This window comes from Caulobacter sp. UC70_42, assembly GCF_044056025.1.
Taxonomy (GTDB): domain Bacteria; phylum Pseudomonadota; class Alphaproteobacteria; order Caulobacterales; family Caulobacteraceae; genus Caulobacter.
Map to the genome: position 1 here is coordinate 5,491,248 of NZ_CP171994.1, position 26,374 is coordinate 5,517,621.

General features: G+C 68.2%; 25 protein-coding genes and 5 pseudogenes. 15 read left to right on the forward strand and 15 right to left on the reverse strand.

The window, feature by feature from the left end; all coding sequences use genetic code 11:
- Window positions 1-39 precede the first annotated feature (39 nt).
- Window positions 40-1,531 (forward strand): annotated as a pseudogene (locus ACHMW8_RS27735) (flavin-containing monooxygenase).
- Between the two features lie 63 nt (window positions 1,532-1,594).
- Here ACHMW8_RS27735 and ACHMW8_RS27740 read toward each other — a convergent pair.
- Window positions 1,595-2,254, reverse strand: a complete 660-nt coding sequence (locus ACHMW8_RS27740; protein WP_395444430.1) for a DUF3052 family protein — start codon at window positions 2,252-2,254, stop codon at window positions 1,595-1,597.
- Window positions 2,255-2,258: 4 nt separating this feature from the next.
- On the reverse strand, window positions 2,259-3,056 hold the full coding sequence (locus tag ACHMW8_RS27745; protein WP_395444431.1) for a crotonase/enoyl-CoA hydratase family protein: 798 nt from the start codon (window positions 3,054-3,056) through the stop codon (window positions 2,259-2,261).
- Between the two features lie 174 nt (window positions 3,057-3,230).
- Here ACHMW8_RS27745 and ACHMW8_RS27750 point away from each other — a divergent pair, with 174 nt between their 5' ends.
- Entirely contained in the window at window positions 3,231-3,593 is a 363-nt protein-coding gene (locus tag ACHMW8_RS27750) for a response regulator (RefSeq protein WP_125159470.1), read from the forward strand.
- A gap of 51 nt (window positions 3,594-3,644) precedes the next feature.
- Window positions 3,645-4,259 carry a pyridoxamine 5'-phosphate oxidase family protein gene (locus ACHMW8_RS27755; protein WP_395444432.1) on the forward strand — a complete coding sequence of 205 codons (615 nt, stop codon included), beginning with the start codon at window positions 3,645-3,647 and terminating at the stop codon, window positions 4,257-4,259.
- Here ACHMW8_RS27755 and ACHMW8_RS27760 read toward each other — a convergent pair.
- From ACHMW8_RS27760 to ACHMW8_RS27770, 3 genes are all read right to left on the reverse strand, one after another.
- On the reverse strand, window positions 4,186-5,802 hold the full coding sequence (locus ACHMW8_RS27760) for a cation:proton antiporter (RefSeq protein ID WP_395444433.1): 1,617 nt from the start codon (window positions 5,800-5,802) through the stop codon (window positions 4,186-4,188). The genes ACHMW8_RS27755 and ACHMW8_RS27760 overlap by 74 nt on opposite strands.
- A gap of 128 nt (window positions 5,803-5,930) precedes the next feature.
- Entirely contained in the window at window positions 5,931-6,359 is a 429-nt protein-coding gene (gene dksA, locus ACHMW8_RS27765) for an RNA polymerase-binding protein DksA (RefSeq protein WP_125159473.1), read from the reverse strand.
- A gap of 212 nt (window positions 6,360-6,571) precedes the next feature.
- Entirely contained in the window at window positions 6,572-7,003 is a 432-nt protein-coding gene (locus tag ACHMW8_RS27770; protein ID WP_125159474.1) for a flagellar assembly protein FliX, read from the reverse strand.
- 232 nt (window positions 7,004-7,235) lie between these two features.
- On the opposite strand from ACHMW8_RS27770, the gene ACHMW8_RS27775 reads away from it, so the two are divergent.
- From ACHMW8_RS27775 to ACHMW8_RS27785, 3 genes are read left to right on the forward strand one after another with little or no spacing between them, the layout of a single operon-like run.
- Window positions 7,236-8,348, forward strand: a complete 1,113-nt coding sequence (locus tag ACHMW8_RS27775) for a flagellar basal body P-ring protein FlgI (RefSeq protein WP_395444434.1) — start codon at window positions 7,236-7,238, stop codon at window positions 8,346-8,348.
- Window positions 8,348-8,737, forward strand: coding sequence for a rod-binding protein (locus tag ACHMW8_RS27780; protein ID WP_125159476.1), 390 nt, complete (start codon window positions 8,348-8,350; stop codon window positions 8,735-8,737). The genes ACHMW8_RS27775 and ACHMW8_RS27780 overlap by 1 nt, the downstream gene beginning before the upstream one ends.
- Window positions 8,738-8,739: 2 nt before the next feature.
- A complete protein-coding gene (locus tag ACHMW8_RS27785) occupies window positions 8,740-9,189 on the forward strand; it encodes a flagellar basal body protein (protein WP_125159477.1) in 450 nt (149 codons plus the stop codon).
- On the opposite strand, the gene ACHMW8_RS27790 is transcribed toward ACHMW8_RS27785, so the two are convergent.
- The 3 genes from ACHMW8_RS27790 to ACHMW8_RS27800 are packed head-to-tail and all read right to left on the reverse strand — an operon-like array spanning window position 9,186 to window position 11,477.
- On the reverse strand, window positions 9,186-9,821 hold the full coding sequence (locus ACHMW8_RS27790; protein ID WP_395444435.1) for a class I SAM-dependent methyltransferase: 636 nt from the start codon (window positions 9,819-9,821) through the stop codon (window positions 9,186-9,188). The two genes, ACHMW8_RS27785 and ACHMW8_RS27790, sit on opposite strands and share 4 nt — an antisense overlap.
- Entirely contained in the window at window positions 9,818-11,407 is a 1,590-nt protein-coding gene (locus ACHMW8_RS27795; protein WP_395444436.1) for an ABC-F family ATP-binding cassette domain-containing protein, read from the reverse strand. Before ACHMW8_RS27795 ends, ACHMW8_RS27790 begins: the two co-directional genes overlap by 4 nt.
- Entirely contained in the window at window positions 11,364-11,477 is a 114-nt protein-coding gene (locus ACHMW8_RS27800) for a hypothetical protein (protein ID WP_395444437.1), read from the reverse strand. The genes ACHMW8_RS27795 and ACHMW8_RS27800 overlap by 44 nt, the downstream gene beginning before the upstream one ends.
- Window positions 11,478-11,602: 125 nt before the next feature.
- Between ACHMW8_RS27800 and ACHMW8_RS27805 the strand changes: the two genes are divergently transcribed.
- The gene (locus tag ACHMW8_RS27805; RefSeq protein ID WP_395444438.1) at window positions 11,603-12,067 is read left to right on the forward strand and encodes a DUF1203 domain-containing protein; all 465 of its coding nucleotides are present in this window, start codon (window positions 11,603-11,605) and stop codon (window positions 12,065-12,067) included.
- Window positions 12,068-12,076: 9 nt separating this feature from the next.
- Here ACHMW8_RS27805 and ACHMW8_RS27810 read toward each other — a convergent pair whose 3' ends face one another.
- Window positions 12,077-12,238 (reverse strand): hypothetical protein, encoded by a 162-nt coding sequence (locus ACHMW8_RS27810; protein ID WP_395444439.1) that lies wholly within the window; start codon window positions 12,236-12,238, stop codon window positions 12,077-12,079.
- A gap of 269 nt (window positions 12,239-12,507) precedes the next feature.
- Here ACHMW8_RS27810 and uvrA point away from each other — a divergent pair.
- Window positions 12,508-15,418, forward strand: a pseudogene (gene uvrA, locus ACHMW8_RS27815) (excinuclease ABC subunit UvrA).
- 44 nt (window positions 15,419-15,462) lie between these two features.
- Here uvrA and ACHMW8_RS27820 read toward each other — a convergent pair.
- Entirely contained in the window at window positions 15,463-16,371 is a 909-nt protein-coding gene (locus ACHMW8_RS27820) for a hypothetical protein (protein ID WP_125159483.1), read from the reverse strand.
- 140 nt (window positions 16,372-16,511) lie between these two features.
- On the opposite strand from ACHMW8_RS27820, the gene ACHMW8_RS27825 reads away from it, so the two are divergent.
- Window positions 16,512-17,126, forward strand: coding sequence for a glutathione S-transferase family protein (locus ACHMW8_RS27825; protein WP_395444440.1), 615 nt, complete (start codon window positions 16,512-16,514; stop codon window positions 17,124-17,126).
- Between the two features lie 39 nt (window positions 17,127-17,165).
- On the opposite strand, the gene ACHMW8_RS27830 is transcribed toward ACHMW8_RS27825, so the two are convergent.
- The 3 genes from ACHMW8_RS27830 to ACHMW8_RS27840 all read right to left on the reverse strand — a co-directional run bounded on the left by ACHMW8_RS27830 (window position 17,166) and on the right by ACHMW8_RS27840 (window position 19,820).
- The gene (locus ACHMW8_RS27830) at window positions 17,166-18,050 is read right to left on the reverse strand and encodes a hypothetical protein (protein ID WP_395444441.1); all 885 of its coding nucleotides are present in this window, start codon (window positions 18,048-18,050) and stop codon (window positions 17,166-17,168) included.
- Window positions 18,051-18,812 carry a hypothetical protein gene (locus ACHMW8_RS27835; protein ID WP_125159486.1) on the reverse strand — a complete coding sequence of 254 codons (762 nt, stop codon included), beginning with the start codon at window positions 18,810-18,812 and terminating at the stop codon, window positions 18,051-18,053.
- 69 nt (window positions 18,813-18,881) lie between these two features.
- A complete protein-coding gene (locus ACHMW8_RS27840; protein WP_395444442.1) occupies window positions 18,882-19,820 on the reverse strand; it encodes a hypothetical protein in 939 nt (312 codons plus the stop codon).
- 99 nt (window positions 19,821-19,919) lie between these two features.
- Here ACHMW8_RS27840 and trmFO point away from each other — a divergent pair.
- Window positions 19,920-21,348 (forward strand): annotated as a pseudogene (gene trmFO / locus ACHMW8_RS27845) (methylenetetrahydrofolate--tRNA-(uracil(54)-C(5))-methyltransferase (FADH(2)-oxidizing) TrmFO).
- Here the strand turns inward: trmFO and ACHMW8_RS27850 are convergent.
- Together ACHMW8_RS27850 and ACHMW8_RS27855 are read right to left on the reverse strand one after the other, a co-directional pair.
- The gene (locus tag ACHMW8_RS27850) at window positions 21,254-22,093 is read right to left on the reverse strand and encodes a DUF1365 domain-containing protein (RefSeq protein WP_395444443.1); all 840 of its coding nucleotides are present in this window, start codon (window positions 22,091-22,093) and stop codon (window positions 21,254-21,256) included. The pseudogene trmFO and the gene ACHMW8_RS27850 sit on opposite strands and share 95 nt — an antisense overlap.
- Window positions 22,090-23,409, reverse strand: a complete 1,320-nt coding sequence (locus ACHMW8_RS27855; protein WP_395444444.1) for an NAD(P)/FAD-dependent oxidoreductase — start codon at window positions 23,407-23,409, stop codon at window positions 22,090-22,092. The genes ACHMW8_RS27850 and ACHMW8_RS27855 overlap by 4 nt, the downstream gene beginning before the upstream one ends.
- A gap of 123 nt (window positions 23,410-23,532) precedes the next feature.
- Between ACHMW8_RS27855 and ACHMW8_RS27860 the strand changes: the two genes are divergently transcribed.
- The 5 genes and pseudogenes from ACHMW8_RS27860 to ACHMW8_RS27880 all read left to right on the forward strand — a co-directional run bounded on the left by ACHMW8_RS27860 (window position 23,533) and on the right by ACHMW8_RS27880 (window position 26,341).
- Window positions 23,533-24,573, forward strand: a complete 1,041-nt coding sequence (locus ACHMW8_RS27860; protein ID WP_395444445.1) for an SAM-dependent methyltransferase — start codon at window positions 23,533-23,535, stop codon at window positions 24,571-24,573.
- Window positions 24,570-24,974, forward strand: a complete 405-nt coding sequence (locus ACHMW8_RS27865; RefSeq protein WP_395444446.1) for a DUF2177 family protein — start codon at window positions 24,570-24,572, stop codon at window positions 24,972-24,974. The genes ACHMW8_RS27860 and ACHMW8_RS27865 overlap by 4 nt, the downstream gene beginning before the upstream one ends.
- Before the next feature lie 65 nt (window positions 24,975-25,039).
- Window positions 25,040-25,267 (forward strand): annotated as a pseudogene (locus tag ACHMW8_RS27870) (sigma factor); the annotation flags it as partial.
- A pseudogene (locus ACHMW8_RS27875) lies at window positions 25,206-25,529 on the forward strand (hypothetical protein); the annotation flags it as partial. The pseudogenes ACHMW8_RS27870 and ACHMW8_RS27875, both read left to right, overlap by 62 nt.
- On the forward strand, window positions 25,442-26,341 hold the full coding sequence (locus ACHMW8_RS27880) for an anti-sigma factor domain-containing protein (RefSeq protein WP_395446074.1): 900 nt from the start codon (window positions 25,442-25,444) through the stop codon (window positions 26,339-26,341). The pseudogene ACHMW8_RS27875 and the gene ACHMW8_RS27880, both read left to right, overlap by 88 nt.
- Window positions 26,342-26,374 lie beyond the last annotated feature (33 nt).

A 26,374-nucleotide genomic window follows, 5' to 3' on the forward strand; every position in this document is an offset into this window, starting at 1 on the left:
GGGTCAACCGGCGGGCGTGAAGACCGGGCGGGAAACGGAATGACCATCGAACATGTCGACGTCCTGATCGTGGGCGCGGGGCTTTCGGGGATCGGCGCGGCCTATCACCTGAAGAAGCATTGTCCCGGCAAGACCTACGCGATCCTGGAAGGGCGCGAGGCGATCGGCGGCACCTGGGACCTGTTCCGCTATCCGGGCATCCGCTCCGACAGCGACATGTACACCCTGGGCTACAGCTTTAAGCCTTGGAAGGCCGCCAAGGCCATCGCCGACGGCCCCTCGATCCTGAGCTATGTCCGCGAAACGGCGCGTGAGCACGACATCGACCGCCACATCCGCTTCAAGCACATGGTCAAGCGCGCCAGTTGGTCGACCGAAACCGCGACCTGGACGATCGAGGCCGAGCACGACGGCCAGACGGTCACCTTCAGCTGCGGCTTCCTCTACATGTGCGCGGGCTATTACCGCTATTCGGCCGGCTATACGCCCGAGTTCGCGGGGACCGAGCGCTTCAGGGGAACGATCGTCCACCCGCAGCACTGGCCCGAAGGCCTCGACTACACGGGCAAGAAGGTCGTGGTCATCGGCAGCGGCGCCACCGCCGTGACCCTGGTGCCCGAGATGGCCAAGACGGCCAGCCACGTCGTCATGCTGCAGCGCTCGCCGACCTATGTGGTCTCGCGCCCGGCCGAGGACGGGATCGCCAACTGGCTACGCTCCAAGCTGCCGGCCATGACCGCCTATGGCCTCACCCGCTGGAAGAACGTCCTCTTCCAGATGCTGTTCTTCAACATGGCCCGCAGGAAGCCGGAGAAGGTCAAGGAACGCCTGCTGGGCATGGTCCGCGAGCACCTGGGTCCGGACTACGACATCGAGACCCACTTCACGCCGCGCTACAATCCGTGGGACCAGCGCCTGTGCCTGGTGCCGGACGCCGACCTGTTCGAACTCGATCAAGTCGGGCGCCAGCTCGGTGGTAACCGACCACATCGAGACCTTCACCGAGACCGGCCTCCGCCTGAAGTCCGGCAAGACCCTGGACGCAGACGTCATCGTCACCGCCACGGGCCTGCAGATGCAGCTGCTCAGCGGCATGGAGGTCGTGGTCGACGGCAAGGTCGCCGACCTGTCCCAGTCGATGAGCTACAAGGGCATGATGTTCAGCGACGTGCCGAACCTGGCCTCGGCGTTCGGCTACACCAACGCCAGCTGGACCCTGAAGGCCGACCTGACCAGCGAATATGTCTGCCGCCTGCTGAACCACATGACCCGCACGCGCACCGACTTCTGCGTGCCGCGCGTCGACGGCGAGATGGAGGTCGCGCCATGGCTCGACTTCTCGTCCGGCTACGTCACCCGCGCGATCGGCCAGTTCCCCAAGCAGGGCCTGCGCAAGCCGTGGAAGGTGCACCAGAACTACGCCCTGGACCTGGCCGCCCTGCGCCTAGGCAAGGTCGAGGACGGGGTGATGCAATTCGGGCGCAAGACCGGCGTCAAGGCCCAGCCCGCGAAGGCGACGGAAGCGGCCTGACGGGGCCTCCCTATCGCCATCCCCCTCCCCGCCTTCGCGGAATGGGCGGTATCGGGGATAAAGCTATGCCTCGTCGTCGAACCCATCGTCGTCCGCCGTCGGAGCCGTCACCGGTGAGGCCTTCGGCGTCTTGCGCTTCACGAACCGCAGGGCGGTGTGGGTCTTGGAGAAGGCGCAGACCTTGGTGTCGGACAGGCCAAAGCCGCGCGCGGCGGTCAGCACGTCGGTGTCCTTCAAAGGCGCGCCCTTGCCCTTCTGGGAGACGATCCAGATCGCGCCCTTGTCGGCCAGGGTCCACATCAGGTTCTCCAGCCGGTCGAGATCGGCCAGGTCGTCGGCGGCCAGGAACAGGATGTCGACACCCTCGGCCTCATCGGCGTCGACGGGCTCGACGCGGGTCGCCAGCTCGGCCAGGAACGCCTCGTCCTCGACGCCGTCGACAACCACGGTCATGCCCGGCTTGACGCCCAGCTTGTCCAGGCGCGAGGGCGGGTTCTGGATGGCGTGCAGCCACTTATCGGCCTGACCCGGCTCCAGCGTGAAGCGCGTGCCGTCGCTCAGCACCAGGTCATCGCCCTCGGTCCGCAGGTTCTTCAGGGCGTGGCCCTGGTAGATGCCGCGATAGGCCCCGCGGAAGATCAGCTTCGGCGGCTCCCACAGCAGCTTGCCCTCGCTCTCGCCGTCCGACAGCTGCCCCCAGACGCCACTCGCTTCCTTGCCCATGACCTCAAGCGCCCTTGAACACGGGCGCGCGCTTTTCGAGGATCGCGTCGACGCCTTCCATGTGGTCCTCGGTGTGGTGGGCGATGGCCTGGGCGGCCGCGCTCATCTCCATCAAGGTGTCGTAGCTGGCGGTCTGGCCGTGCTTGAGCAGGCTCTTGGCCATGCGCAGGGCGTGCGGCGGCTGCTGGGCGATTCGGTTGGCTAGGGCCATCGCCTCGTCCATCAGGGTTTCGGCGGGCACGGCCTTGCTGATCAGCCCCCATTCGGCGGCCTTGGCCGCGTCGATCACGTCGCCGGTGAACAGCAGTTCGGCGGCGCGGCTCATGCCGATCGTGCGCGGCATCAGCCAGGCGCCGCCGTCGCCGGGGATCAGACCCAGCTTGAGGAAGGTCACGCCGAACTTGGCGGTGTCGGCGGCGATGCGGATATCGGTCATGCAGGCCACGTCGCAGCCCAGGCCGATCGCCGCCCCGTTCACCGCCGCGATCGACGGAACCTCCAGGCCGTAGATGGCCCGCACCACGCGGTGGATGTTCTTGCGATAGCCGTCGCGGATCGCCACGCCGTTGCCGGCGAACGCTCCCTCGCGGGCCTTCATCGCCTTGACGTCGCCACCGGCCGAGAAGGCCTTGCCCGCGCCGGTCAGGATCACGCAGCGGATGTCCTGGTCATCATTGATCGCCTCGCAGGCGGCCGCCACCTGGTCGCCGTCGCCCGGGGCGCCCAGGGCGTTCATCGCCTCGGGGCGGTTCAGGGTGAGGATGGCGACGTGGCCGCGCTTCTCGGTGAGGATCAGGGACAAGGTGGACGCTCCTGCGAATTCTGATTTTTCCTTTCCATAGCCTGCTTTCCTTCGCCGTGCAGCCGAACTGGATCGTACAACCAGTGCGTTCACACCGATCACGAAAACGCGACTGGCGCGCTGGCGCGCGTCGACATTGACTAGGCTAAGGGACGATCACGAAGGCTGCGGTGAATGACCGAGCACGGGAAGGCCCGACACGTGTTGATTATCGAGGATGAAATCCTCGTCGCGTTCGAGGTCGAAGCCCTCCTGGCGGAGCAGGGCTTCACGAGTTTCGATATCGCCGACAGCCTGTCGGACGCCTTGGCCATGGCCATGGCCAATCCGCCAGATCTGATCACCGCCGACTATCGAATCGTCGGCGGCACCGGCGTGGAGGCGGTCGAGGCCATCCAGCGTCAGCTTGGCCGCATCCCGGTCGTCTATGTCACCGGCAACGCCGACCAGCTTCAAGGTCGCCTCACGCCCATCGTCGACAAGCCGATCTCGGCGCGCCGCCTGCGCGAAGCCTGCGTCCGCGCCGCCGCGTCCTGAGATTGTCCCCCGCCGGTCGAGGCCCTAGGCTCACGGCTCCGGGAGGACGCGATGCACCAGATCACCACCCTCGAAGCTCTCGAGGCGCTGTATCAGCCCCAGCCCGCGCCCGCCTCGACCGTCAAGGTCACGGACCACATCACCCCGCACTACGCGGCCTTGATCCAGGCCTCGCCGTTCGCGGCCCTGGCCACCGTCGGGCCCGAGGGCCTGGACTGCAGCCCGCGCGGCGACCTGCCAGGCTTTGTCCGCATCGCTGATCCCAGGACGCTGATCCTGCCCGACCGGCGCGGCAACAACCGCATCGATTCGTTGCGCAATGTCGTCCGCGACCCGCGCGTGGCGCTGCTGTTTTTGATCCCGGGCTCGGGCACGACCTTCCGCGTCAATGGCCGGGCGGTGCTGAGCGTCGATCCCGACCTGATGGCCAGCTTCGCCGTCGACGGAAAGCCGCCGCGCACGGCCATGGTGGTCACGGTCGTGGAAGCCTACTTCCAATGCGCCCGCGCCATCGTCCGCTCGGGCCTCTGGAAGCCGGAAAGCCAGGTCGACCCGAAGTCCCTGCCCACGCCCGGCGCCATGCTCGCCGGCGTCACGGCCGGGGATGTCGGCGGCGAGACCTACGACCGCGAATGGCCGGACCGCGCGGCCAAGACGATGTGGTGAGCTTCAGCTCTCCTCGATCTGGCGTTCGTCCTCTCGGCTGATCGAGACCTCCTCGAAGTCCAGCTCCTCCTGCAGGATCAGGAAGGCGTCGGCGCCGACGGACTGGGTGTCGCGCAGCGCCTCCAGCCGCTCTCGCTGGCGACGGATGGCCTTGAGGCCCAAGGTTCGTCGGATCTCCATCTCGCCGGCCCGCGGCGGAGTCTCGGGTCGGGACGGCGGCGAAACGGTAGCGCCAGTGATCGGCGGCCGCGCCCGTCTTGCCCTGCAGCGCCTCGAGGGCGACGCTGGCCATGTCGGCGCGGATGCGAGCCAACTCCTCGTCGAGGCCGTTCTCGCCATCCAGGCCCAGCAGATGGACCAGCGGCGACAGGGTCAGGCCCTGCACTACCAGGGTGGCCAGCACGACGGCGAATGCGGTCAGCACGATCAGGTCGCGCTGCGGGAAGTCGCCCGGCAGGGCGAAGGCGGTCGCCAGGGTGACGAGGCCCCGCATGCCGCACCAGCCAACCAGGACGCCGTGGCGCAGGCTGGGCGTCGGATAGGCGTCGCCGCGCAGACCGGGAAAGAGCTGGGACAGCCGGATATAGGTCAGCACCCAGACCATCCGCACCACGATCAGGCAAACCACCACGGCCGCGGCGAAAGCCGCCGCTTCCATCAGGCGCTCGCGCGGCATGCCGGCGACGATGGTCCGCGCCTGCAGCCCCATCAGCAGGAAGGCCAGGACGTTCAGGAGGAACACCGACGACGTCCAGACCGCGAAGGTGTGGATCCGCATGCGCGGCGGGGTCCGCAGCCCCGCGGTGCGGGCCACGGTCATGGCGAAAGCCACCAGGCACAGCACCGCCGACAGGCCCAGTCGCTCGGCGATGATCCAGGCCCCGAAGCAGGTGACGAACTCGGCCATGGTGCCGCCCAGCGTGCCGGTGACGAAGGGATTCACCAGCCGCAGCACGCGCGCCAGGACGATCCCCAGGATCACCCCGCCGGGCGCGGCCAGGGTCAGCTTCACGGCCAGGGCGGCGTCGATGCCGCCCTGGGCCTGGAACGCCAGCGCCGCCGAGAACAGCAGCAGGGCCGAGGCGTCGTTCAGCAGGCTCTCGCCCTTCAGCACCGCGACGGAGCCGCGTGGCAGGCTTACGCTGGTGAGGATGGCGGTGGCGGCGGCGGCGTCTGGCGGGGCGACGATCGCGCCCAGGACCAGGGCCGCGGCGATCGGCAGGCCCGCCATGGTCACGCCCAGCCACGCCACCGCGCCAGCGCTGAGGATCACCGCCACGATGGCCAGGGCGAACAGGGGCCGCCAGAGCTTGCGCGCATCGCCGATCGGAAAGTCGAAGCCTGCATCGACCAGCACCGGGGCCAGAAACAAGGCGAGCGCCGTATGCGGCTCGATCGAGATCTTCGGCGCCCCGGGAACCAGGGCGAAGCACACGCCGGCGGCGGCCAGCATGGTCGGATAGGGCACCTTCAGCCGACGCGAGACCTGCAGCAGCAGGACCGCGGCGGCCAGCAGGACCAGCAGGCTCTCGAAAAACCTCAAGCGCGGCGTCTCCGGGATCGACGCGCGAGCTTACGCGGCTGATCTCAAAACAAAAGCGGCCCTGGGCTCCCCACCCAAGGCCGCTTGAAACACATTGAGTCGCCCCAAGTCGCCTTGGAGAACGATGCTTAGTCGTCGCGGTGGACGCGTTCGCGGCGCTCGTGGCGTTCCTGGGCTTCGACGCTCATGGTCGCCGTAGGGCGAGCATCCAGTCGAGCCAGGCCGATCGGCTCGCCCGTCTCCTCGCAATAGCCGTAGGAGCCATCCTCGACGCGGCGCAGGGCCTGGTCGATCTTGGAAATCAGCTTCCGTTGACGATCGCGGGTACGGAGCTCAAGAGCCCGGTCGGTTTCCGAGGACGCGCGATCAGCGAGATCGGCGTGATTCTCGGTTTCTTTCTGGAGATGGGCGACCGTTTCGCGAGATTCGCGAAGGATCTCCTCTTTCCAGGCCAGCAGCTTATTCTTGAAATACTCAAGCTGCCGTTCATTCATAAAAGGCTCGTCCTCGGAAGGACGATAGTCAGACTTCTCGACAAGAACAGTGGCCGTTTGCATCAACGCCTCACGCCCCAATGAACTCAGCCCTTAAGGGCTGCGTGCTTATAGCAAAAGGTGAGCCGGGTTCAATGAACCTCGCGTGAGCGGCGCGTTCAGGTCGCGCGCCTCCCGTCAGAGGGCCGTGAACACGGCGACGACGAGTGTAAAACGCGCGAGAAAGCCAAGCGTGGCAGGCAGGAGCCAAATTCAAGGCTCCCGCCCTGGCCATGTCAGCTACGCGCCTGAAGCTTGGCCAGCTCGACGGCGGCCCGGGTTTCGATTTCATTGAGGATCCCCTCCAGGTTGGGATCGTCGGTATTGTCCCGCTGTTCGCGGATGGCCCGCGTCAGGCGGTCGAGGGTGTCCGACGAGATATCGCCGTCGATCAGTCCGACCCGCACATCGCCCAGCAGGTCGAGGATATGCTCGGCGCGGCGCACCGCGCGGCGCTTGCGCTCCAGAGGATTGCCGACCGCGCTCATCGCCTGCAGGGCCAGGAGGGCGTCGACCGACCCGACGCCGGACAGACCGCCGACCGAGGCGGTGCTTGCGGCCCCGCTGGCGGCGTTCACAGACGGAAGCGAAAAGCCCGTCGACCCGCCGGCCGGCTTGGCCCGCGACGCGCCGCTCGCACCTACGCCCCCCGTGCTGGAAACCTTCATCCGACAGCTCCAAAAAGCTCATGCGCGCGAGTCACTTATCCCGCGGTGACCCCAATATCCAACGGCGCGCTTGAAGTATGGTTAATGCCGGGCAGATTTTGCCGCGAGGCGCCGGGGCGGACCATCGTCGAATCCGGAATCCCTTGAGTCACAACGATCTAGGCGGCGGCGAGGAATTGGCCCGCTTCTGGCATGGGGCGGCGCGGGGACGGTTCCCCACGACGAGATTGCCATGCCGCGTTCATTCTTTCGCACCCTGCTGATCGCCCTGGCCGCCGTCTCGGCCCTCGTGGCCGCGCCGGCGTTCGCCAAGTCGCGGATCAAGGATATCGTCGCTTTCGAAGGCGTCCGCGACAACCCGCTGGTCGGCTATGGCATCGTCGTCGGCCTGAACGGCACGGGCGACAGCCTGCGCAACGCGCCGATGACCAAGCAGAGCCTGGAAGCGATGCTGGAGCGCCAGGGCGTCAACGTCCGCGACGGCAATCTCAACACCAAGAACACCGCCGCCGTCATGGTCACGGGCAACCTGCCGCCGTTCTCGGCCGCCGGCTCGAAGCTGGACGTGACCGTGTCGACCCTGGGCGACGCCAAGAGCCTGCTGGGCGGCACCCTGCTGGTCACCAGCCTGCAAGGCGCGGACGGCCAGACCTACGCCGTGGCGCAAGGCACGGTCCAGACCGGTTCGGTCTCGGCCGGCGGCGCTTCGGGCAGTTCGGTCACCAAGGGCGTGCCGACCGCCGGCCGCATCGCCGGCGGCGGCGTCATCGAACGCGAAATCAATTTCCAGATGGTCAGCATGGACATCATGCGCCTGACCCTGCGCAATCCGGACTTCACCACCGCGCGCCGCGTCGCCGACGCCATCAACGCCAGGTTCCCCGGCTGCGCCCAGGCCCAGAACCCCACGATCATCGCCACCCGCGCGCCGGCCGGCATGGACATGATCAGCTTCATGACCGCCATCGAGAACATGGAGGTCGAGCCCGACGGTCCCGCCAAGGTGGTGATCGACGAGGTGGCCGGCGTCATCGTCATGGGCGACGACGTCCGCATCAGCAAGGTGGCGATCGCCCAGGGCAACCTGACCATCTCGGTCCAGGAAAACCCCGCCGTCAGCCAGCCGGCGCCCTTCAGCCAAGGCCAGACGGCCGTGGTTCCGCAATCGACGGTTAACGTTGAGGAGGAAAAGGGCAAGAAACTGCTCACCCTGGGCGGCTCGCCGTCGCTCAAGAGCCTGGTCGGCGGCCTCAACGCGCTGGGCGTGACGCCCCGCGACATGATCTCGATCCTGCAGGCCGTGAAGGCCGCGGGCGCCTTGCAAGCCGACATCGAGGTGATGTGATGAGCACGCTGTCGACGATCTCCACCTACGTTCCGCAGTTCGGCGCGACCGCCGCCACCCTCAAGACGGCCGCCAAGGCGGTGAAGGCCGCCGCGACCACGGCCCAGGGCGCGGTTCAGGACGCCGCCAGCGCGACCAAGGAAGCCGCCCAGCGCGCCAAGATCGCCGATACGGCCAAGACCTTCGAGGCGTCCTTCATGTCCGTGATGATGCAGCAGATGTTCGAGGGCGTGAAAACCTCGGAACCGTTCGGCGGCGGCAACGGCGAGGAGATGTTCAAGTCGGTCCTGACCGACGCGATGTCGAAGGAAGTGACCAAGGCCGGCGGCATCGGCCTGGCCGCCACGATCCAGCGCGAAATGCTGAAGATGCAAGGTCTGAAGGAGTAGCCATGGCCATCGCCGCCGTAGACGCCGACGATCGCGTCCACCAACTGACCCTGCTGACCGAACGCCTCACGGACCTGATCGCCCTCGAGGCCTCGGCCTTCGAAAGCCACCGCCCGCACGAGGCGGCGCGATATGTCGAAGAGACGGCCAAGCTGGCCAATGTCTATCGGCATGAATCGATGCGGGTGCGCCACAACCCGGCCCTGCTCGAAAGCGCTCGCGCCGAGCTGCGTCAGCGCCTGATCCGCGCCACCGAGGCCTTCGACGCGGTGCTCGCCCGCCAGGCGCGCGCCGTGAATGCGGCCAAGACGGTGACCGAGGGCCTGGTCCACGCCGTGGCCCAGGAGATCGCCAGCCAACGCGCCGCCCCGGCCACCACCTACGGCGCCGGCGGCATGGTCAATGACCGCCCGCAGCACGGCGCGGCCATCACCCTGAACCGCAAGGCCTAGAAGAACGCGAACACCCCAGCGGCCCGCGCGGCGCCATGCGGGTCGCCGTAGTCGGCCACCGGATATTCCGCCACGACGCGCAGGCGTTCGGTCGGCAGGAAGGTCCGGAACGGATCGCCGATCAGGACCACGATCCCCGCAGTCAGGCACCGCTGAAGGAAGCGCTCGACCCGTTCGGCCAGGTCCGGATCGTAGAACAGGTCTCCCACCAGCATCAGGTCGACCTCCGGCGGATCGCCGCCGGTGATATCGGACCGCGCGACCTCGACCGCCACGCCGTTGGCGGCGGCGTTCAGGCGCGTGGCGGTCACGGCGTAGGGGTCGATATCGACCGCCCTCACCTCGGCCGCGCCAGCCAGGGCGGCGGCGATGGCGACGAGGCCCGAGCCCGCGCCCAGGTCCAGCACGCTCTGGCCAGCGACGATCTCTGGATGGTCGAGGACGTGTCGCGCCAAAGCCAAGCCACCGCCCCATGGCCGCGCCCAGTAGGGCGAACCGAAGTCCGGATCGGCCTCGGCCAGGCGCACCAGGCCGCTTCTGGGTCCCGCCCGGTGCAGACGGACCTCCGGCACGCCCGGGACGGCTTCCAGCGGCAGGCGGTCATGGATGAAGGCCTCAAGGTCGCTCGTCATGGCTCGCGGTCCACCTTAATCGTCCTTTCGACGCCGATCGCCTCGATAAAATCGGCGTCGTGGCTGACCACCAGCAAGGCTCCGTCATAGCCGGACAGCGCCGTCTCGACGGCCTCGATCGAGGCGAGGTCGAGATGGTTGGTCGGCTCGTCTAGGATCAGCAGTTGCGGCGGCGTGACGGCGCAGAGCACGCAGGCCAGGGCCGCGCGGAGCCGCTCGCCGCCACTGAGGGTTCCGGCGACCTGATGCGCCGCGGCGTTGCGGAACAGGAACCGCGCCAGGAATGCGTGGGCGTCGTTCTGACTCGCGGTCGGGTTCAAGCGGCGGAAATTCTCCAGAATGGTCTCGTCATCGTTCAGCAGCGCCGCCCTCTGGTCCAGCAGGGCGACCGGGACCGACAGCTTCACCTCGCCCGCCGTCGGGGCCAGCGCGCCGGTGGCCAGACGGATCAGGGTCGTCTTGCCCGTTCCGTTCGGCCCGGAGATCGCCACCCGCTCGGGCCCGGCGATGCGGAACGACAATCCGTCGATCACCGGCGTTCCGTCGGGCCAGGCGAAGGTCACCGCGTCGAAGGCCAGCACGCCGCGTCCTTCCGAAAGCCCGGACGACGGCAGGTCGAAGCCGAGGGTCCGGGCGCGCTCGACCCGCACCTCCGCCGAAGCCTTGGCCTGGGCCGCCTCCGCCGCCAGCTTCTCAGCCAGCTTGCCTTCTCGCGCTCCGCTCATCTCGGCCCGCTCGGCCATCATGCCCAGCACGATTTTCGGGGTCCCGCCCCGGTCCGCGAACTTGCGGCCGGCGGCGTCCCGGCGCTCCTTGCGCTCGCGGGCCACCTGCGCCTCGCGGGCGACGCGGCGAACCTCCTTCTCGGCGTGATCAAGGTCGCGCTGGGCGGCGTCCGCCTCGGCCGCCCTGCGCTCGGCATAGAGGTCCCAGCCGCCGCCATAGGACCGCGCGCCCAGCGAGGACAGCTCGACGATCCGATCCATGCCGCGCAGCAGGGCCCGGTCGTGGCTGACCACAACGGCCCCGCCGCGCCAACGGGCCAGCACCTTGGCGACAAGGGCTCGGGCCTCAGCGTCGAGATTGTTGGTCGGCTCGTCCAGCAGCAGAACGTCGGGCTGGGCCACCAGCAGCCGCGCCAGCCCCGCCCGCGTCGCCTGACCGCCCGACAACGCCGCCGCCGGTCGCTCGGGGTCGAAGCCCGTCAGGCCGACATCGGCCAGGGCCTGATCCAGCCGCGCTGGCAGTTCCCAGTCCGCTTCGGCCAGATCGGTCTCGTCGCCCTCCCCGCGCCCGATGCGCGACAGGCGATCCCAGTCCGCGCCGACGCCCAGCAGGTCGGCCAGTCGCGCCCGGTGCGAGACGTCCGGCGTCTGTTCGAGGATCGCGACCGCGCCGGCCCGCGTGACCGTCCCGGTCAGCGGCGCGCGCGTCCCGGCGACCAACGCCAGCAAGCAGCTCTTGCCGACGCCGTTGCGCCCGACGAGACCGATCCGCTCGGTCCCGATGGAAAGGCTCAGATTTTCGAAGAGAAGCCGGCCGTCAGGCGTGGCGGCGGAAACGGCGTCCAGAGTGACGAAGGACATGCGAACCCACGGTCAGGGAAACGGGAAGGACGAAGCGGTCTTCCGTCTTGCTGATCATGGGAGCCTCCATCGACTGGGAAGGACCGGTTTCTACGCCCCGGAACGCCGGTGGGCAAGCGTGACGGGCGCCGCAAGGATCGGGTGTCGCCCCCTTCGCGATTGGCGCGACAACGCCGCCATCACGAGGAGATCACCATGGCCTACGCCGTCACCAGCCTGTCCCCCGAACCGTTCGCCGCGCTGTTCCTCCTGGGCGACGAGGCCTTGGCCGCGCGGGGCGGCCGTCGCGTCATCGCCGACGCGCCCCTGGGCTTTCCCTGCCGGATCAGCCTGGACGACGCCCGGCCCGGCGAGACCCTGATCCTGGTCAACTACGAGCACCAGAGCGCGCCGACGCCCTTCCGCGCCAGCCACGCGATCTTCGTGCGCGAGGGGGTCGAGCCCGTCGTCATGGTCGACGAAATGCCGCCCGCCCTGCGCCGCCGGATGCTGTCCCTGCGGGCGTTCGACACGGATGGCATGATGCTCGCCGCCGATATTGTCGAAGGCAGTCAGGCTCGATCGCCGATCGAAAGGCTTTTCGAGGATCCGCGGATCGCCTATCTGCACGCCCACTACGCCAAGTGGGGTTGCTACGCGGCGCGGATAGACCGCGCCTGAGGCCAGGTTCTAGGTTGGCGCCATCTCGCGCAGGACCCAGACCAGCGAGCCGATCCCGGCGCAGAACACCATCATGTCGATGATGATCGAGCGCGGCTTGGGCGCCTTAAGGGCGTCGAACGCCTCCTGCTTGGCGTCCAGCTTGGCGTTCCCGGCCTCTTTCTTGGCCATCGCTCTTTCCTTCACATGGTCGAGCTTCGGCCCGAACCTGCGCTTTTAATCATGCGTGGACTGAAGAACCCGCTTCCAAACAGGGTTGAGGAGAGGTTGCCGCTTCAGCGCGCTTCCCGTGTCAGCCTGCTGACATTCATTGTCAGCAGCAGCGCCGCGGCGCGTGCGCGACATTTGTTCGCATGTTGTTCTTGTGTTAATTCGCGCGTCGAGCCCTACATATAGCCGCTGCGCCGCGACCAATGTCGCGGTCCAACGTTCCGGAAAACATGGCTGAGCAACTGAACTTCATCCGCGTTCGCGGCGCCCGTGAGCACAATCTCAAGGACGTCAGCGTCGACATCCCGCGCGGCGAGCTGGTCGTGCTGACCGGCCTGTCCGGCTCGGGCAAGTCGTCCCTGGCCTTCGACACGATCTATGCCGAGGGCCAGCGCCGCTATGTGGAGAGCCTTTCGGCCTATGCGCGTCAGTTCCTGGAACTGATGAGCAAGCCCGACGTCGACCTGATCGAGGGCCTGTCGCCCGCGATCTCGATCGAGCAGAAGACCACCAGCCGCAACCCGCGCTCGACCGTCGGCACCGTGACCGAGATCCACGACTACATGCGCCTGCTGTGGGCGCGGGTTGGGGTGCCCTACTCGCCCGCCACCGGCCTGCCGATCGAGAGCCAGACCATCAGCCAGATGGTCGACAAGATCACCGACCTGCCCGAAGGCACGCGCCTCTACCTGCTGGCCCCCGTCGTCCGCGACCGCAAGGGCGAATACCGCAAGGAGATCGCCGAGTGGCAGAAGGCCGGCTTCCAGCGGCTGAAGATCGACGGCGAATACTACCCCGATCGAGGACGCCCCGGTCCTCGACAAGAAGTTCAAGCACGACATCGACGTGGTCGTGGACCGCGTGGTCACCAAGCCCGACATGGAGCAGCGCCTGGCCGATTCCATCGAGCAGGCCCTGCGCCTCGCCGACGGCCTGGCCGTCGCCGAGTTCGCCAATATCGAGGAAGGCGAGAAGGAGCCGCGGCGTATCCTGTTCTCGGAACGCTTCGCCTGTCCGGTCAGCGGCTTCACGATCGCCGAGATCGAGCCGCGCCTGTTCTCGTTCAACAACCCGGCGGGCGCCTGCCCGGTCTGCGACGGCCTGGGCGCCAAGCTGGCCTTCGACGCCGACCTCGTCATCCCCGACAAGGACAAGAGCCTGCACAAGGGCGCCGTCGCGCCTTGGGCCAAGGGCCCTTCCCCGCTCTACACCCAGACCCTCCAGGCTCTGGCGCGCCACTACGGGTTCTCGATGGACGAGCCGTGGCATAAGCTGTCGCCCGACGCGCGCGACGTGGTGCTGAACGGGTCCAAGGGGACCAAGATCAAGTTCGTCTACGACGACAACGCCCGCAAGTACGAGGTCGAGAAGCCCTTCGAGGGCGTCCTGCCGAACCTGGAGCGCCGCTGGCGTGAGACCGACAGCAGCTGGGTGCGCGAGGAGCTGGGCCGCTACCAGTCCGACACCCCGTGCGAGACCTGCCACGGCAAGCGCCTGAAGCCCGAGGCCCTGGCCGTCAAGATCGACGCCATGGACATCGCCGAGGTGTCGATGCTGGCCATCCGTCCGGCCCGCGACTGGTTCGCCAGCCTGGACGGCAAGCTGACCGACAAGCAGATGGAGATCGCCCGGCGGATCCTGAAGGAGATCAACGACCGCCTGCGGTTCCTGGTCGATGTCGGCCTGGACTATCTGAATCTCTCGCGCGGCTCGGGCACCCTGTCGGGCGGCGAGAGCCAGCGCATCCGTCTGGCCAGCCAGATCGGCTCGGGCCTGACCGGCGTGCTGTATGTGCTGGACGAGCCGTCGATCGGCCTGCACCAGCGCGACAATACCCGTCTGCTGACCTCGCTGCAGGGTCTGCGGGACCTGGGCAACTCCGTGCTGGTCGTCGAGCACGACGAGGAGGCCATCCTCACCGCCGACTACGTGATCGACATGGGTCCGGCGGCGGGCGTCCATGGGGGCGAGATTGTCGCCGAGGGCACGCCCCAGCAGATCATGGACAATCCCAAGAGCGTCACCGGCATGTACCTGACCGGCGCGCGCGAGATCGAGGTGCCCGAACAGCGCCGGCCGATCAGCAAGAAGAAGGTGCTGAAGGTCGTCGGCGCCACCGGCAACAACCTGAAGAACGTCACGGCGGAGATCCCGGTCGGGACCTTCACCTGCATCACCGGCGTGTCGGGCGGCGGCAAGTCGACCTTCACGATCGAGACGCTCTACAAGGCCGCCGCGCGCCGCCTGAACAATGCGTCGGACGCCCCCGCTCCGCACGAACGGATCGAGGGCCTGGAGCAGTTCGACAAGGTCATCGACATCGACCAGAGCCCGATCGGCCGCACCCCGCGTTCGAACCCGGCGACCTATACCGGCGCCTTCGGTCCGATCCGCGACTGGTTCGCCGGCCTGCCCGAGAGCAAGGCCCGTGGGTATGGCCCCGGTCGCTTCAGCTTCAACGTCAAGGGCGGCCGCTGCGAGGCCTGCCAAGGCGACGGCGTCATCAAGATCGAGATGCACTTCCTGCCGGACGTCTACGTCACCTGCGATATCTGCAAGGGCAAGCGCTACAACCGCGAGACCCTGGACGTGCTGTTCAAGGGCAAGACCATCGCCGACGTGCTGGACATGACCGTCGAGGAGGCCGCCGACTTCTTCAAGGCCGTGCCGCCGATCCGCGACAAGATGGAGACCCTGAAGCGCGTCGGTCTCAGCTACATCAAGGTCGGCCAGCAGGCCACGACCCTGTCGGGCGGCGAGGCCCAGCGGGTGAAGCTGTCCAAGGAGCTGTCGCGCCGGGCCACCGGTCGGACGCTGTACATTCTCGACGAGCCGACCACCGGCCTGCACTTCGAGGACACCAAGAAGCTGCTCGAGGTGCTTCATGAGCTGGCCGACCAGGGCAACACCGTGGTGGTCATCGAGCATAATCTGGACGTGGTGAAGACCGCCGACTGGCTGATCGACTTCGGTCCCGAGGGCGGCGACGGCGGCGGCGAGATCGTCGCCACCGGCTCGCCCCAGGACGTGGCCAAGGTCGAGGCCAGCTGGACCGGCCGCTACCTCAAAGAGCTGCTGGACCGCCACGAGGAGCGCCGCAAGGCTCGGGTGGCCGAATTGAAGAAGGCCAAGCGGGCGTAAGAAGACAGAAGGCCCCGGAGATCGCTCTCCGGGGCCTTTCTTTTTTACCAGCCGCCGTTGGTGTCGGCGCCGGTCCGGCGATCCTTGAGTTCGCGATAGATGCTCGGCGCTGGGCCGAAGACGATCAGGGTGGTCAGGACGGTGATCAGGCCAGCGAACAGCGTCTGGACGATCCCGGCCGGGGTGAAATAGGCCTTCAGCGAGGTGGTGTCGGCGCGCAGCATCTTGCCGGTGGCGGCCAGGTCGCCAGAGGCGATCAGGCCAACGGCCGAGACTATGGTCCAGATCAACAGCACCACGATCACGCTCATAACCGCCGCCAGCAGATAGGCGCCCAGCAGCGGCCAGAAGAGACCCTTGGTCTCGGGCAGCGACCGGAACAGGGTGATCTTGCCGGTGTCGAAGGTGACCGACGAGGCGAACGACAGGCGCACCGCCAGATAGACCATGGCGCAGAACGCGCCGACGAAGCTCAGCACGCCCAGGAACGCGCCCGTGGGCCCGCCCATCGCGCCGAGGAAGCCGGCCAGCAGCGAGCCGAAGAACATCACGCCCATAAGGACCAGGCTCAGCAGCAGCCACACGGCGCTCTGGCGCAGTTCCTGTGCGCCCAGGCGAATATAGGCCGCTGCGCTGTCGTTGTGGCGCAGCACCAGCCGGTTCAGGGCCGCGAAGATCACTCCGTTCAGGATCAGGCTGTAAGGCAGCGACCATAGCGTCAGCGGCGCCAGGCTCGACAGGTGGCGTGCGAAGGTTTCCGGGTCCGGCGTGCTCGTGTCGGCCAGGTAGTCCGCGAAGGCCTGCATCTGCACGCCGAAGAACCGGATCGCGAGCACGTTGGAGATCAACGACAGCACCGTCATGCCCACGGCCCAGATGGCCACGGTCTTCAGGTTCTCCCGCACGAGCCGGAAACCGGAGAAGGCCGCGTCGGAGGCGGAGAACTTGGACATGTCGTGCTCTTCGAAGGATGGACGCCCCAAGGCTAAACAGGTTCGCGCCGCTTCGACAGGGCCGAGGCCGGCTTTATTCGCGCGGGCTTGCGGCTCGTCGACAGGCGGCTCTAGCATCCGTTTAAATATGGGAGGACACCATGAAGCTCTACGGCGAGGCCATGCCCGCGCCCAATCCGCGGCGCGTGCGGATCTTCCTGGCCGAGAAGGGCGTCGAGGTCCCGGAAATCCAGATCGGCCTGCGCCAGGGCGGCCACCGCAGCCCCGAGCACCTGGCGCGCAACAGCCTGGGCCAGGTGCCGGTTCTGGAGCTCGACGACGGAACGACGATCAGCGAGACCGTCGCCATCTGCCGCTATTTCGAGGTGCTGCACCCGGACCCGCCGCTGTTCGGCGTCTCGGCGCTGGAGCAGGCGATGGTCGAGATGTGGACCCGGCGCATCGAGCTGCGCCTGACCGTGCCGGTCGGCATGTTCTGGCGCCACGCCCATCCGTTCACGGCGCATCTGTTGAAACAGAACAGGGAGTTCGGCGAGTCGAACCGCGAGGTCGTCGAGAACATCCAGCTGTGGCTGGACCGCGAGATCGCCGATGGCCGTCCCTACCTGACCGGCGACACCTACACGATCGCCGACATCGCGGCGCAGACGACCTTGGATTTCGCCGACTTCACGGGCCTGTCGACGCCGGCCGAGGCCAAGCACGTCCTGGCCTGGCGCGAGCGGATGGCGGCAAGGCCCAGCGCGGGCGCTTGATCCGCGTCCTTCGACGAGGTTTCAGCCCCGCGAAAGGTTCTAGTCGTGCAGGCCCGCGTCGATCTCGTCCTGGTTCAGCTGGGCGAAGGCCCGGGCCGGCGCGGCGACCAGGATCACGGTCTGCAGGGTCAGGAAGATCGGCGCCAGCAGCAGGTTGGCCAGCAGCATCAGGATCAGGCGCGGGTGGCTGGCCACCACGTCGCCCGCGCCGGTGTCGACCCCGCCGCTCAGCACGTTGCCGATGATCGACGACACCGTCGTGCCGACGATCGAGACCAGGGCCGCCAGGACGATGGCCAGGACGTACATGCCCAGCAGGCGCAGGAACTGGCCGTGGGTCTGGACCCAGGCCTCGCGGATGTCGATGTGGTGATGCGAAAAGGCGTGCGGGCCCAGCAGCGACAGGCGCACGGCCACCCATAGCGACAGGCCGATCACCGCCAGGGCGCCCAGGGTCGCGAACCAGCCCGCCGCCGCGCCCGACAGCAGCGACGCGCCCAGCACCACCGCCCCGGACGGGATCACCGTCCCCCCCAGGGCCGCGGCCCAGGTGATCAGCGACACGATCAACAACTGCAGCTCCTCCTTGCCCAGGCGCAGATAGGCGAAGCGATCGTTGGCGGGGTCCACCACCGAGCGGATGACCGCCGCCTGCAGCACCGAGGCCAGGAACAGGGCCACGGCGATCAGCACCACCATCACCCCGCCCAGATGCGTGACCAGGTCGAGGATCTCGCGCGGGTCGGCCGAACCGGCGCGTCCGGCCAGGGCCGCCCGGCCTTCGTCGCCCAGCACGATCTTGGCGAACAGGCCCAGGATCGGGAGCATGACCAGCGAGAAGGTCGCCCAGGCCAGCACCGCCAGAGGCTTGCGTCGCATGGTCTGGAGGCCTTCAAGCGCGGCGTCGACGGGGCGGACGGACATCTAGGCTTCCTGCGTGACCGCGCTCGCGCGGTAGAAATGGGCCAGCGCGCCGGCCCAGGCCGGCATGGCGTAGAAATAGGAACCCGCCGCCAGGATCGCCGCCGCCGCCAGCCCCTGGCCCGGCGCGAGGGCCAGCAGCGCGCTGAGCGCGAACAGCGGGACGGCGATGGCCAGGCCGACGACGAACAGGGTGGGCACGCGGCCCTTGGTCAGCGGAAAGGCGCTCAGCACCCGAACGCCAGACTGTTCGACCGTGGCGGGGGCCGACAGCGACAGGCGCAGGCTCAGCCAGATCAGGATCGCCAGGCTGGCCAACGGGACCAGGCTGAGCACGAAGCCGGCGGGGCCGGCGCTGGCGAAGGCGCCCTTCCACCCGTCGATCGTGCCGGGATCGAAGTTAGGCGCGGCGGTGCGAGCCACGCCCAGGGCGACGCCGCCGACGATGACCATCAGGATCGCGCCGATCAGGCAGAGCAGGGCCAGGATCATCAGCTGAGCGGCCAGCAGCCGCCACTCGTCGCGGCCCCACCGCAGGCCCTTCAGGCCCATGTCGCGACCGAAAGCGCGCCGGAACAGCGCGCCTTGGGCGATGACGATGGGCAGCAGGGCGCCGATGATCTTCAGGCCTGGAGGCAGGAAATCGGCCGCGACGCTGACCACCGCCGCGGCGGCCAGGGCCGCCCAGCAGTCGCGCACGGCGCTGGCCACATCGGAAAGGCCCGCGCGCAGGGTCGCGCCGATCGCCGCCGATCCGTCCGTCATCCGATCAAGTCCCTCTTGCGCGCCGAGTCGCAGCGATCCGCGCAATCTATGGCCTCGCCGCGATCGCCGCTACGTCTCGCGCGTCAACGCCCGGTGGATGACCGCCCAGGGGGCGAAGAACACCGCCTGGACGATCGCGCTGAACAGGGCGCCGACGACGCCTAACGCCGTCAGCCACGGCCAGACGTCGCGCAGGATCTCCAGCGGCGGGCGAGCCATGAAGGTCTCGATCGCGCCCGTTCCATGCAAAGCCGTCAGCGAGCCGCCGCCGGCGAGCAGCAGGCCCACCACCACCCCGCCGACCAGGATCTCAAGGCCCAGCACGAAGATCACCAGCAACAGGGCCACGCCCAGCAGCCGCCAACCCTGGCCCTTGGTCAGGCTCCACGACTCGAACAGTCGGAATTGATCGTCGACGAAGGTCATCGGCGCGGCCATCGACAGGCGCAGCGCCACCCAGAGGATCACGCCCCCCGCCACGACGCAGCCACCGACGGCGGTAGCGATCGCCGCCAAATGGCCGCTCTCGCCGCCGCCAACCGCGACGATCGCCACGATCAGCGCCACGACCAAGGCGATCACAAAGATGGCGATCATCGCCAGCACCTGCTCGACCAGCAGCAGCAGGGTCAGCCACAGCTCGCGCGAGCCGACCCGAAGATAGGCCCAGGCCGAGCGCTCAGGCGTCAGCACCGCGCGGAACACGGCCGCGCAGAACACCGCCCTGACGAACGAAGACCACAGCCAGTAGAGCAGGTTGAAGGCCGTCATGCCCGACTGCGCCTGGAGCATCCCCTGCATCATCTCGGGACTGGGCTCGCCGCCCTTCTGGCTCATGGCCAACTGAATGATCTGAGCGAACGCCGGCCCCATCGCCAGCACGCACAGGATGGCCGGAACGATCAGCGCCGCCACCAAGGCGACCGCCCATCCCACCACCGCCAGGGGCCTGCGACCGACCAAGCCAAAGCCGGCCGTCGCGGCCTCGCCCACGGAAAAGCTCGCCATGTTCCCACCCATGCTCGCCAGGCGCGAAGGGCCCCGCCCAGTCACGCGACACTACCAGCAGGTTTCGCCAAGCGACAGCCGGGGGTATAGGGCCGCCCCATGACCACGAACTCGACCTATAAACCCGTCCACGTCGTCGGCGGCGGCCTCGCCGGTTCCGAAGCCGCCTGGCAGATCGCCCAGAGCGGCGTGCCGGTCATCCTGCACGAGATGCGCAAGGACGACGCCACCGGCAAAGTCACGACCGACGCCCACAATACCGACGGCCTGGCGGAGATGGTCTGCTCAAACTCGTTCCGCTCGGACGACTGGCAGTTCAACGCCGTCGGCCTGCTGCACGCCGAGATGCGCAAGCTGGACAGCCTGATCATGGCCTGCGCCGACCAGCACCAGGTGCCGGCCGGCGGCGCTCTGGCCGTCGACCGCGACGGCTTCTCGGCCGAGGTCACCAAGCGCCTGTCCGAGCACCCGCTCGTCAACATCGTCCGCGAGGAGATCGCCGGCCTGCCGCCGGAGGAATGGGACAACGTCATCGTCGCCACCGGCCCCCCTCACCTCCCCCGCCCTGGCCCAGGCGATCCTGGACGCGACGGGAGAGGGCCAGCTCAGCTTCTTCGACGCCATCGCCCCGATCATCCATTTCGACTCGATCGACATGGACAAGGCCTGGCGCCAGTCGCGCTACGACAAGGAAGGCCCCGGCGGCGACGCGGCAGCCTACATCAACTGCCCCATGGACAAGGCGCAGTACGAGGCCTTCATCGACGCCCTGCTGGCGGGTCCGAAGTCCGAGTTCAAGGAGTGGGAGAACGTCCCCTATTTCGACGGCTGCCTGCCGATCGAAGTGATGGCCGAGCGCGGCCGCGAGACCCTGCGACACGGCCCGATGAAGCCCGTCGGCCTGACCAATCCCCGCGACCCGACGGTGAAGTCCTACGCGATCGTCCAGCTGCGCCAGGACAACGCCCTGGGCACGCTGTGGAACATGGTCGGTTTCCAGACCAAGCTGAAACACAGCGTCCAGGCCGAAACCTTCCGGATGATCCCGGGTCTGGAGAACGCCCAGTTCGCCCGGCTGGGCGGCCTGCACCGCAACACCTTCATCAACTCGCCCAAGCTTCTGGACAAGTCGCTGCGCCTGAAGGCTCGGCCGCACCTGCGCTTCGCCGGCCAGGTCACCGGTGTCGAGGGCTATGTCGAGAGCGCCGCCATGGGCTTGCTGACAGGCCGCTTCGCCGCGGCCGACCGCAAGGGCGCGCCGATCGACGCCCCGCCGCCGACCACCGCCCTGGGGGCTCTGGTCGAGCACATCACCGGCGGCCACCTGGAAGCGGGCAACGGCCCCAGCAGTTTCCAGCCGATGAACATCAATTACGGTCTGCTGCCGCCGCTGGAGGCCCCTAAGGTCGACGAGGACGGCAAGAAGATCCCGCTCAAGGAGCGCGGCCGGGCCAAGAAGCGGCTGATGAGCCTGCGCGCGCTGAAGGACCTGGAGGCGTGGACGCAAGCGGCGACGCCGGCCGCCTGAGGCCGCGCGTGGCGCGATCCTGCGGGAAGATCCTGAAGCCCTTCGCGACCAGCTTCAGCGCTTCCCAATGGATCGCCGCCAGGATGCCGGCGACCTGCCAGGGATGGCCCGCCAGCGCCTTCCAGATGGCGAGATCGGTAAGGTCTCGCCGCTCGCCCGAAAAGGTCGCGGCCAGCACCAGCCCCTCCTCGCCCAGCACGTCGACGCCGATATGGACGGCCTCGCCCGGCGGCGCGATCTCGAATCCATAACGCAGGTGCATCGGCAGGAAAGGCGAGACATAGAACGCCTTGCGCGCGTTCTGCTCGACCCAGCCGCCCACCGTCCGCGTGGCCGGAAGCACGTAGTCGTGGCGCTGGCCGAACGTGTTGCGAACGGCGTGGATCGTGGCGACCAGCCTGCCGTCCGCATCATGGCAGAAGAACACGCTCAGCGGATTGAAGCCCTTGCCCAGGATGCGCGGCATGGCCAGCACGCTGATCCGCGCGGCATCCAGCCCTTCCGCCCGCAGCTTAGCCAGCACGACGTCCTTCAGCGACGCCCCGGGGTCGTCCAGATGGTCGCGATCATGGAAGCCGATCAGGTTCAGGCGCCCGCGCGAAAACCGCTTCAGCGACCGGTCGAGCGTATCGATCTCGTCGAGATCCAGCAGCAGCATGAACACGCGGTAGCTCAGCCGATGGCGCTTGGGCCGCATCCTCTCGTGAACGACACGACCGCTGTAGAGCGCCGAGCGGAGGGTCACGCGACCAGCTCCCGCTGGGCCTCGACGGCGGGGGGTTCAAGAAAGATCCTGCCCGACGGCTCGGGCGTCAGCCACGGACGATGAACGCCGCCCAGCTGCTCGGCGACGGCCAGGCCAGCCTGCAGGCCGTCCTCGTGGAAGCCCGAGCCGAAATAGGCTCCGCAGAACCAGGTCCGGCGACGCCCTTGCAACGACCACAGCCGGCGTTGGGCCAGCATGGCCGGGCTGTCGAACAGCGGGTGCTCATAGACCTGATCGTGAAGCAGCTCGCCCGGCGTCTGGTCCGGGTTCAGGGACAGGAAGACCGGCGCCTCGCCGATCGGCTGCAGGCGATTCATCCAGTAGGTCACGCCGCCGTCCTCGCCGCGCCGCCCCACATGGTTCCAGCTGGCCCAGGCCGCCCGCCGGCGGGGCATCTGCCGGGCGTCGCGGTGCAGCACCGCCCGGTTGCGGCTGTAACGGAAGGCGCCCAGCAGCGCGCGCTCCTCCGCCGTCGGCGAGGCCAGCATCCGCAGCGCCTGGTCGGCGTGGGCGGCGATGACGACCTGGTCGTAGGTACGCATCTGGCCGGCGGCGTCCTCGATCGAGACGCCGTCCGGCTGCCGATGGATGGCCCTCACCGAGCGCCCCGTGAGGATGTCGCCGGAGATCCCGGCGGCCAGCTTCTCGACATAGCGGGCGCTGCCGCCCGCCACCGTGCGCCAGATCGGCCGCTTGTCGACCGGCAGCATCAGCCCGTGATTGTCGAAGAACCGCAGGAGGGCGGCCGCCGGAAACTCGCGGATATCGCTCATCGAGGTCGACCAGATCGCCGCCGCCTGCGGCAGCAGGTGATCTTCCTGGAACGCCCGCCCGAAACCCTGCTGGCGCAGATATTCGTCGAGCCGGCAGAGCCCCCCGGTCTCGAGCTCCGGCGGGATGGCGCGCCCCTCGCGATAGAACCGCATGACGTCCAGCAGCATCTTCAGGAAGCGCGGGTTCAGCGCGTTGCGCTTCTGGGCCAGGAGGTTGGTGCTGGAATATTCCAGCGCCCCGCCGTCCAGCGACACGCCGAACGACATGTCGGTCGCCACGGTCTCGACGCCCAGATGCTGGAACAGCGCCGTCAGGTTCGGATAGTTCGGCTCGTTGTAGACGATAAAGCCGGTGTCGATCGCCGTGCCGTCCACGCGAACCGTATGGGCGTGACCGCCGAGCCGGTCGTCGGCCTCGTACAGCGTCACGTCATGGCCGCGCGACAGCAGCCAGGCGGCGGAAAGTCCCGAGATTCCGGCGCCGATCACGGCGACGGACAGACGAGGAACGACGGTGGCCAAGGCGATCTCCCAACGGCGTCCGAGCGACGCTTCGGGAGCAGCTACGGACTATCGCGGCAAACGGACGCATCCAATTCGTCGTTCCGCGCGTAGCTGTCCCCGGAATAGGGAAAGGAGCGGCCCATGAGTTTGATGAAGGCGGCGATCCACGCGTTCGAGGACGCGCCGATGCCCGACCTGGTGTCGCGCGCGGCGATCGACATGCTGGTCGGAGACGTGCGCCGGCGCCTGTCCTACGCCCCGGACGACGCGACCGCCCTCTTCGCCCGCGACATGGACCACCATCCGATCGCCACCCACACCGACGACGCCAACGCCCAGCACTACGAACTGCCCGCCGCCTTCTTCGAGACCGTGCTGGGTCCGAACCTGAAATATTCCAGCGGCCTCTATCCGCCCGGCGCGACCAAGCTGGAACACGCCGAGGCCGAGGCTCTCCGCGAGACCGCCGCCCACGCCGATCTGCGCGACGGCCAGGACGTGCTGGAGCTGGGCTGCGGCTGGGGTTCGCTGTCGCTGTGGATGGCCCGGCGCTATCCGAACTCCCGGATCGTAAGCGTCTCCAACTCGACCTCTCAGCGGACCTTCATCGAAAGCCGCGCCGCCGCGCGCGGCCTGACCAACCTGACCGTCGTCACCGCCGACATGAACGACTTCCGCACGGACCTCCGCTTCGACCGCGTGGTCTCGGTGGAGATGTTCGAGCACATGTCCAACTGGCGCGCGCTGCTGGCTCGGGTGCGCGGCTGGCTCAAGCCCGAGGGCCTGCTGTTCCTGCACGTCTTCACCCACCGCACGACGCCGTACCGGTTCGAGACCGACGACCCGGCCGACTGGATCGCCCAGTATTTCTTCGCCGGCGGCGTCATGCCCAGCCACGACCTGGCGCGGCAGTTCCCGGACCTGTTCACCGTCGAGGCCGACTGGCGCTGGAGCGGCGAGCACTATGCCCGCACCGCCCGCCAGTGGCTGGCCAACATGGACGCCAACCGCGCCAAGCTCGATCCGGTGCTGACCGAGGTCTATGGCAAGGACGCGGCCGTCTGGCGGCGGCGCTGGCGACTGTTCTTCCTGGCCACCGCCGGCCTCTTCGGCCATCGCGGCGGCGAGGAATGGGGCGTCAGCCATTACCGTATGCGTCCGGTTCAGGAGACCGCCCGATGATCCGCCTCGCAGCCGGCTACGCGACCGCCGCCCTGACCATGCTGGTCCTGGATGGAGTGTGGCTGACCGTGGCCACGCCTCGCCTCTACAAGCCGCGCATCGGCGAGTTGCTGGCCGACAAGCCGTCGCTGCCGCCGGCCGTCGTCTTCTACTTTCTGTACGTCGCGGCCATCGTCGTGCTGGCCATCCAGCCGGCCTTGCGCGAGGGCGGCTGGCGACGCCTGCTGACCCACGCGGTCGTCTTCGGCCTCGTCGCCTACGCCACCTATGACCTGACCAACCAGGCGACGCTGAAGACCTGGTCGACCACCATCACGCTCGTCGACATGGCCTGGGGAACCCTGGTGACCACCGCCGCCGCCTCGGCAGGCTACGCGGTGATGCGTTGGATTGGGAAATAGTCACGTTGCCAGACCGAATTGACCGTGCGAGCGTCCCCGCTCTTGGGAGCTCGCGGGGACGCTTGATGGACGCCGACACCAGCCGCGCCTTGCTGTCACGCGCCATCGCGCGCGTGGCCAACCGCGACTCAGACGCGTTGAAATACGTCTATCGTCACACATCCGCGAAACTGTTCGGCGTTTGCCTCCGTATCTTGAACGACCGCGAGGAGGCGGAAGACGTGCTTCAGGATGTGTACCTCACCGTCTGGAACAAGGCCGACAGGTTCGACGCCGAGAAGGCCAGCCCGATCACCTGGCTGGTCAGTCTGGCCCGCAACCGCGCGATCGACCGCCTGCGCGCCCGCGGCGCCAGGGGCGGAAGCGCCGCGACCGCCGGCGTCGAGGAGGCCGAGGCCTTGCCCGACGGCGCGCCCCCTGGCCTCGACCCTGATCGAGGACGAGGACGACCGCCGCCGCCTCGAAGGCTGCCTGGATCAACTGGACCCGAAGCACGCCGGCGCGGTGCGCACCGCCTTCTTCGACGGCGTCACCTACGAGGCCCTGGCCAACATGCTGAGCGTGCCCCTGGGCACGATGAAGAGCTGGATCCGGCGCAGCCTGATCAGCCTGCGCGCGTGCCTCGAAGCATGACCGACACCCTGCCCCCGCATGACGGCGAAGACCGCCCCCTGGCCGGCGAATACGTTCTGGGCGTTTTGGACGCTCACGAGCGCGCCGAGGCGCAAGCCCGCATCGCCGCCGAACCGGCTTTCGCCCGCGCCGTCGAATGGTGGGAAGGTCGCCTGGCCCATCTCGCCGAGCGCATTCCCCCGATCGAGCCGCCGGCCGCGGTCTGGCCGCGCATCGCCAACCTGATCGGCGCCGCGACGCAGAAGCCTTCGACCTGGAACAATGTCCGCCTGTGGCAAGGCGCTTCGGCCGGCGCCCTCGCGCTGGCTGCGGCCAGCATCGTCGCCCTCGTCGTGACACCGCGTCCGGCTCCGCCGCCGGCCGTCGCCCCGGCCAAGCCGCCGCCGGCGGTCGCCGAGGTGGCGCTGATCACCGACCCGGCCACCAAGCAGCCCGCCCTGGTCGCGACCCTCGACCATGCCGCCGGCAAGCTGATCCTGACGCCCGTCTCGATGAAGATGCCGGCCGGCCGCGAGGCCGAACTGTGGATCATCCCCGAGGGGCAGAAGGCCATCTCGCTGGGCATCGTCCCTGGCGACGCGCCCAAGGCCATCGCCCTCCCCGCCGGCCTGACCGGCGCGGGGACCTATACCGCCCTGCTGGCCATCACGGACGAACCGCCCGGGGGCGCGCCCACCGGCGTCGCGACCGGTCAGGTGCGCGCGGCGGGCAAGTTCGTGGCCCAGACGGAATAGCCGCCTCTCGCCGCCGCTAAGTAAGTCGTTTAT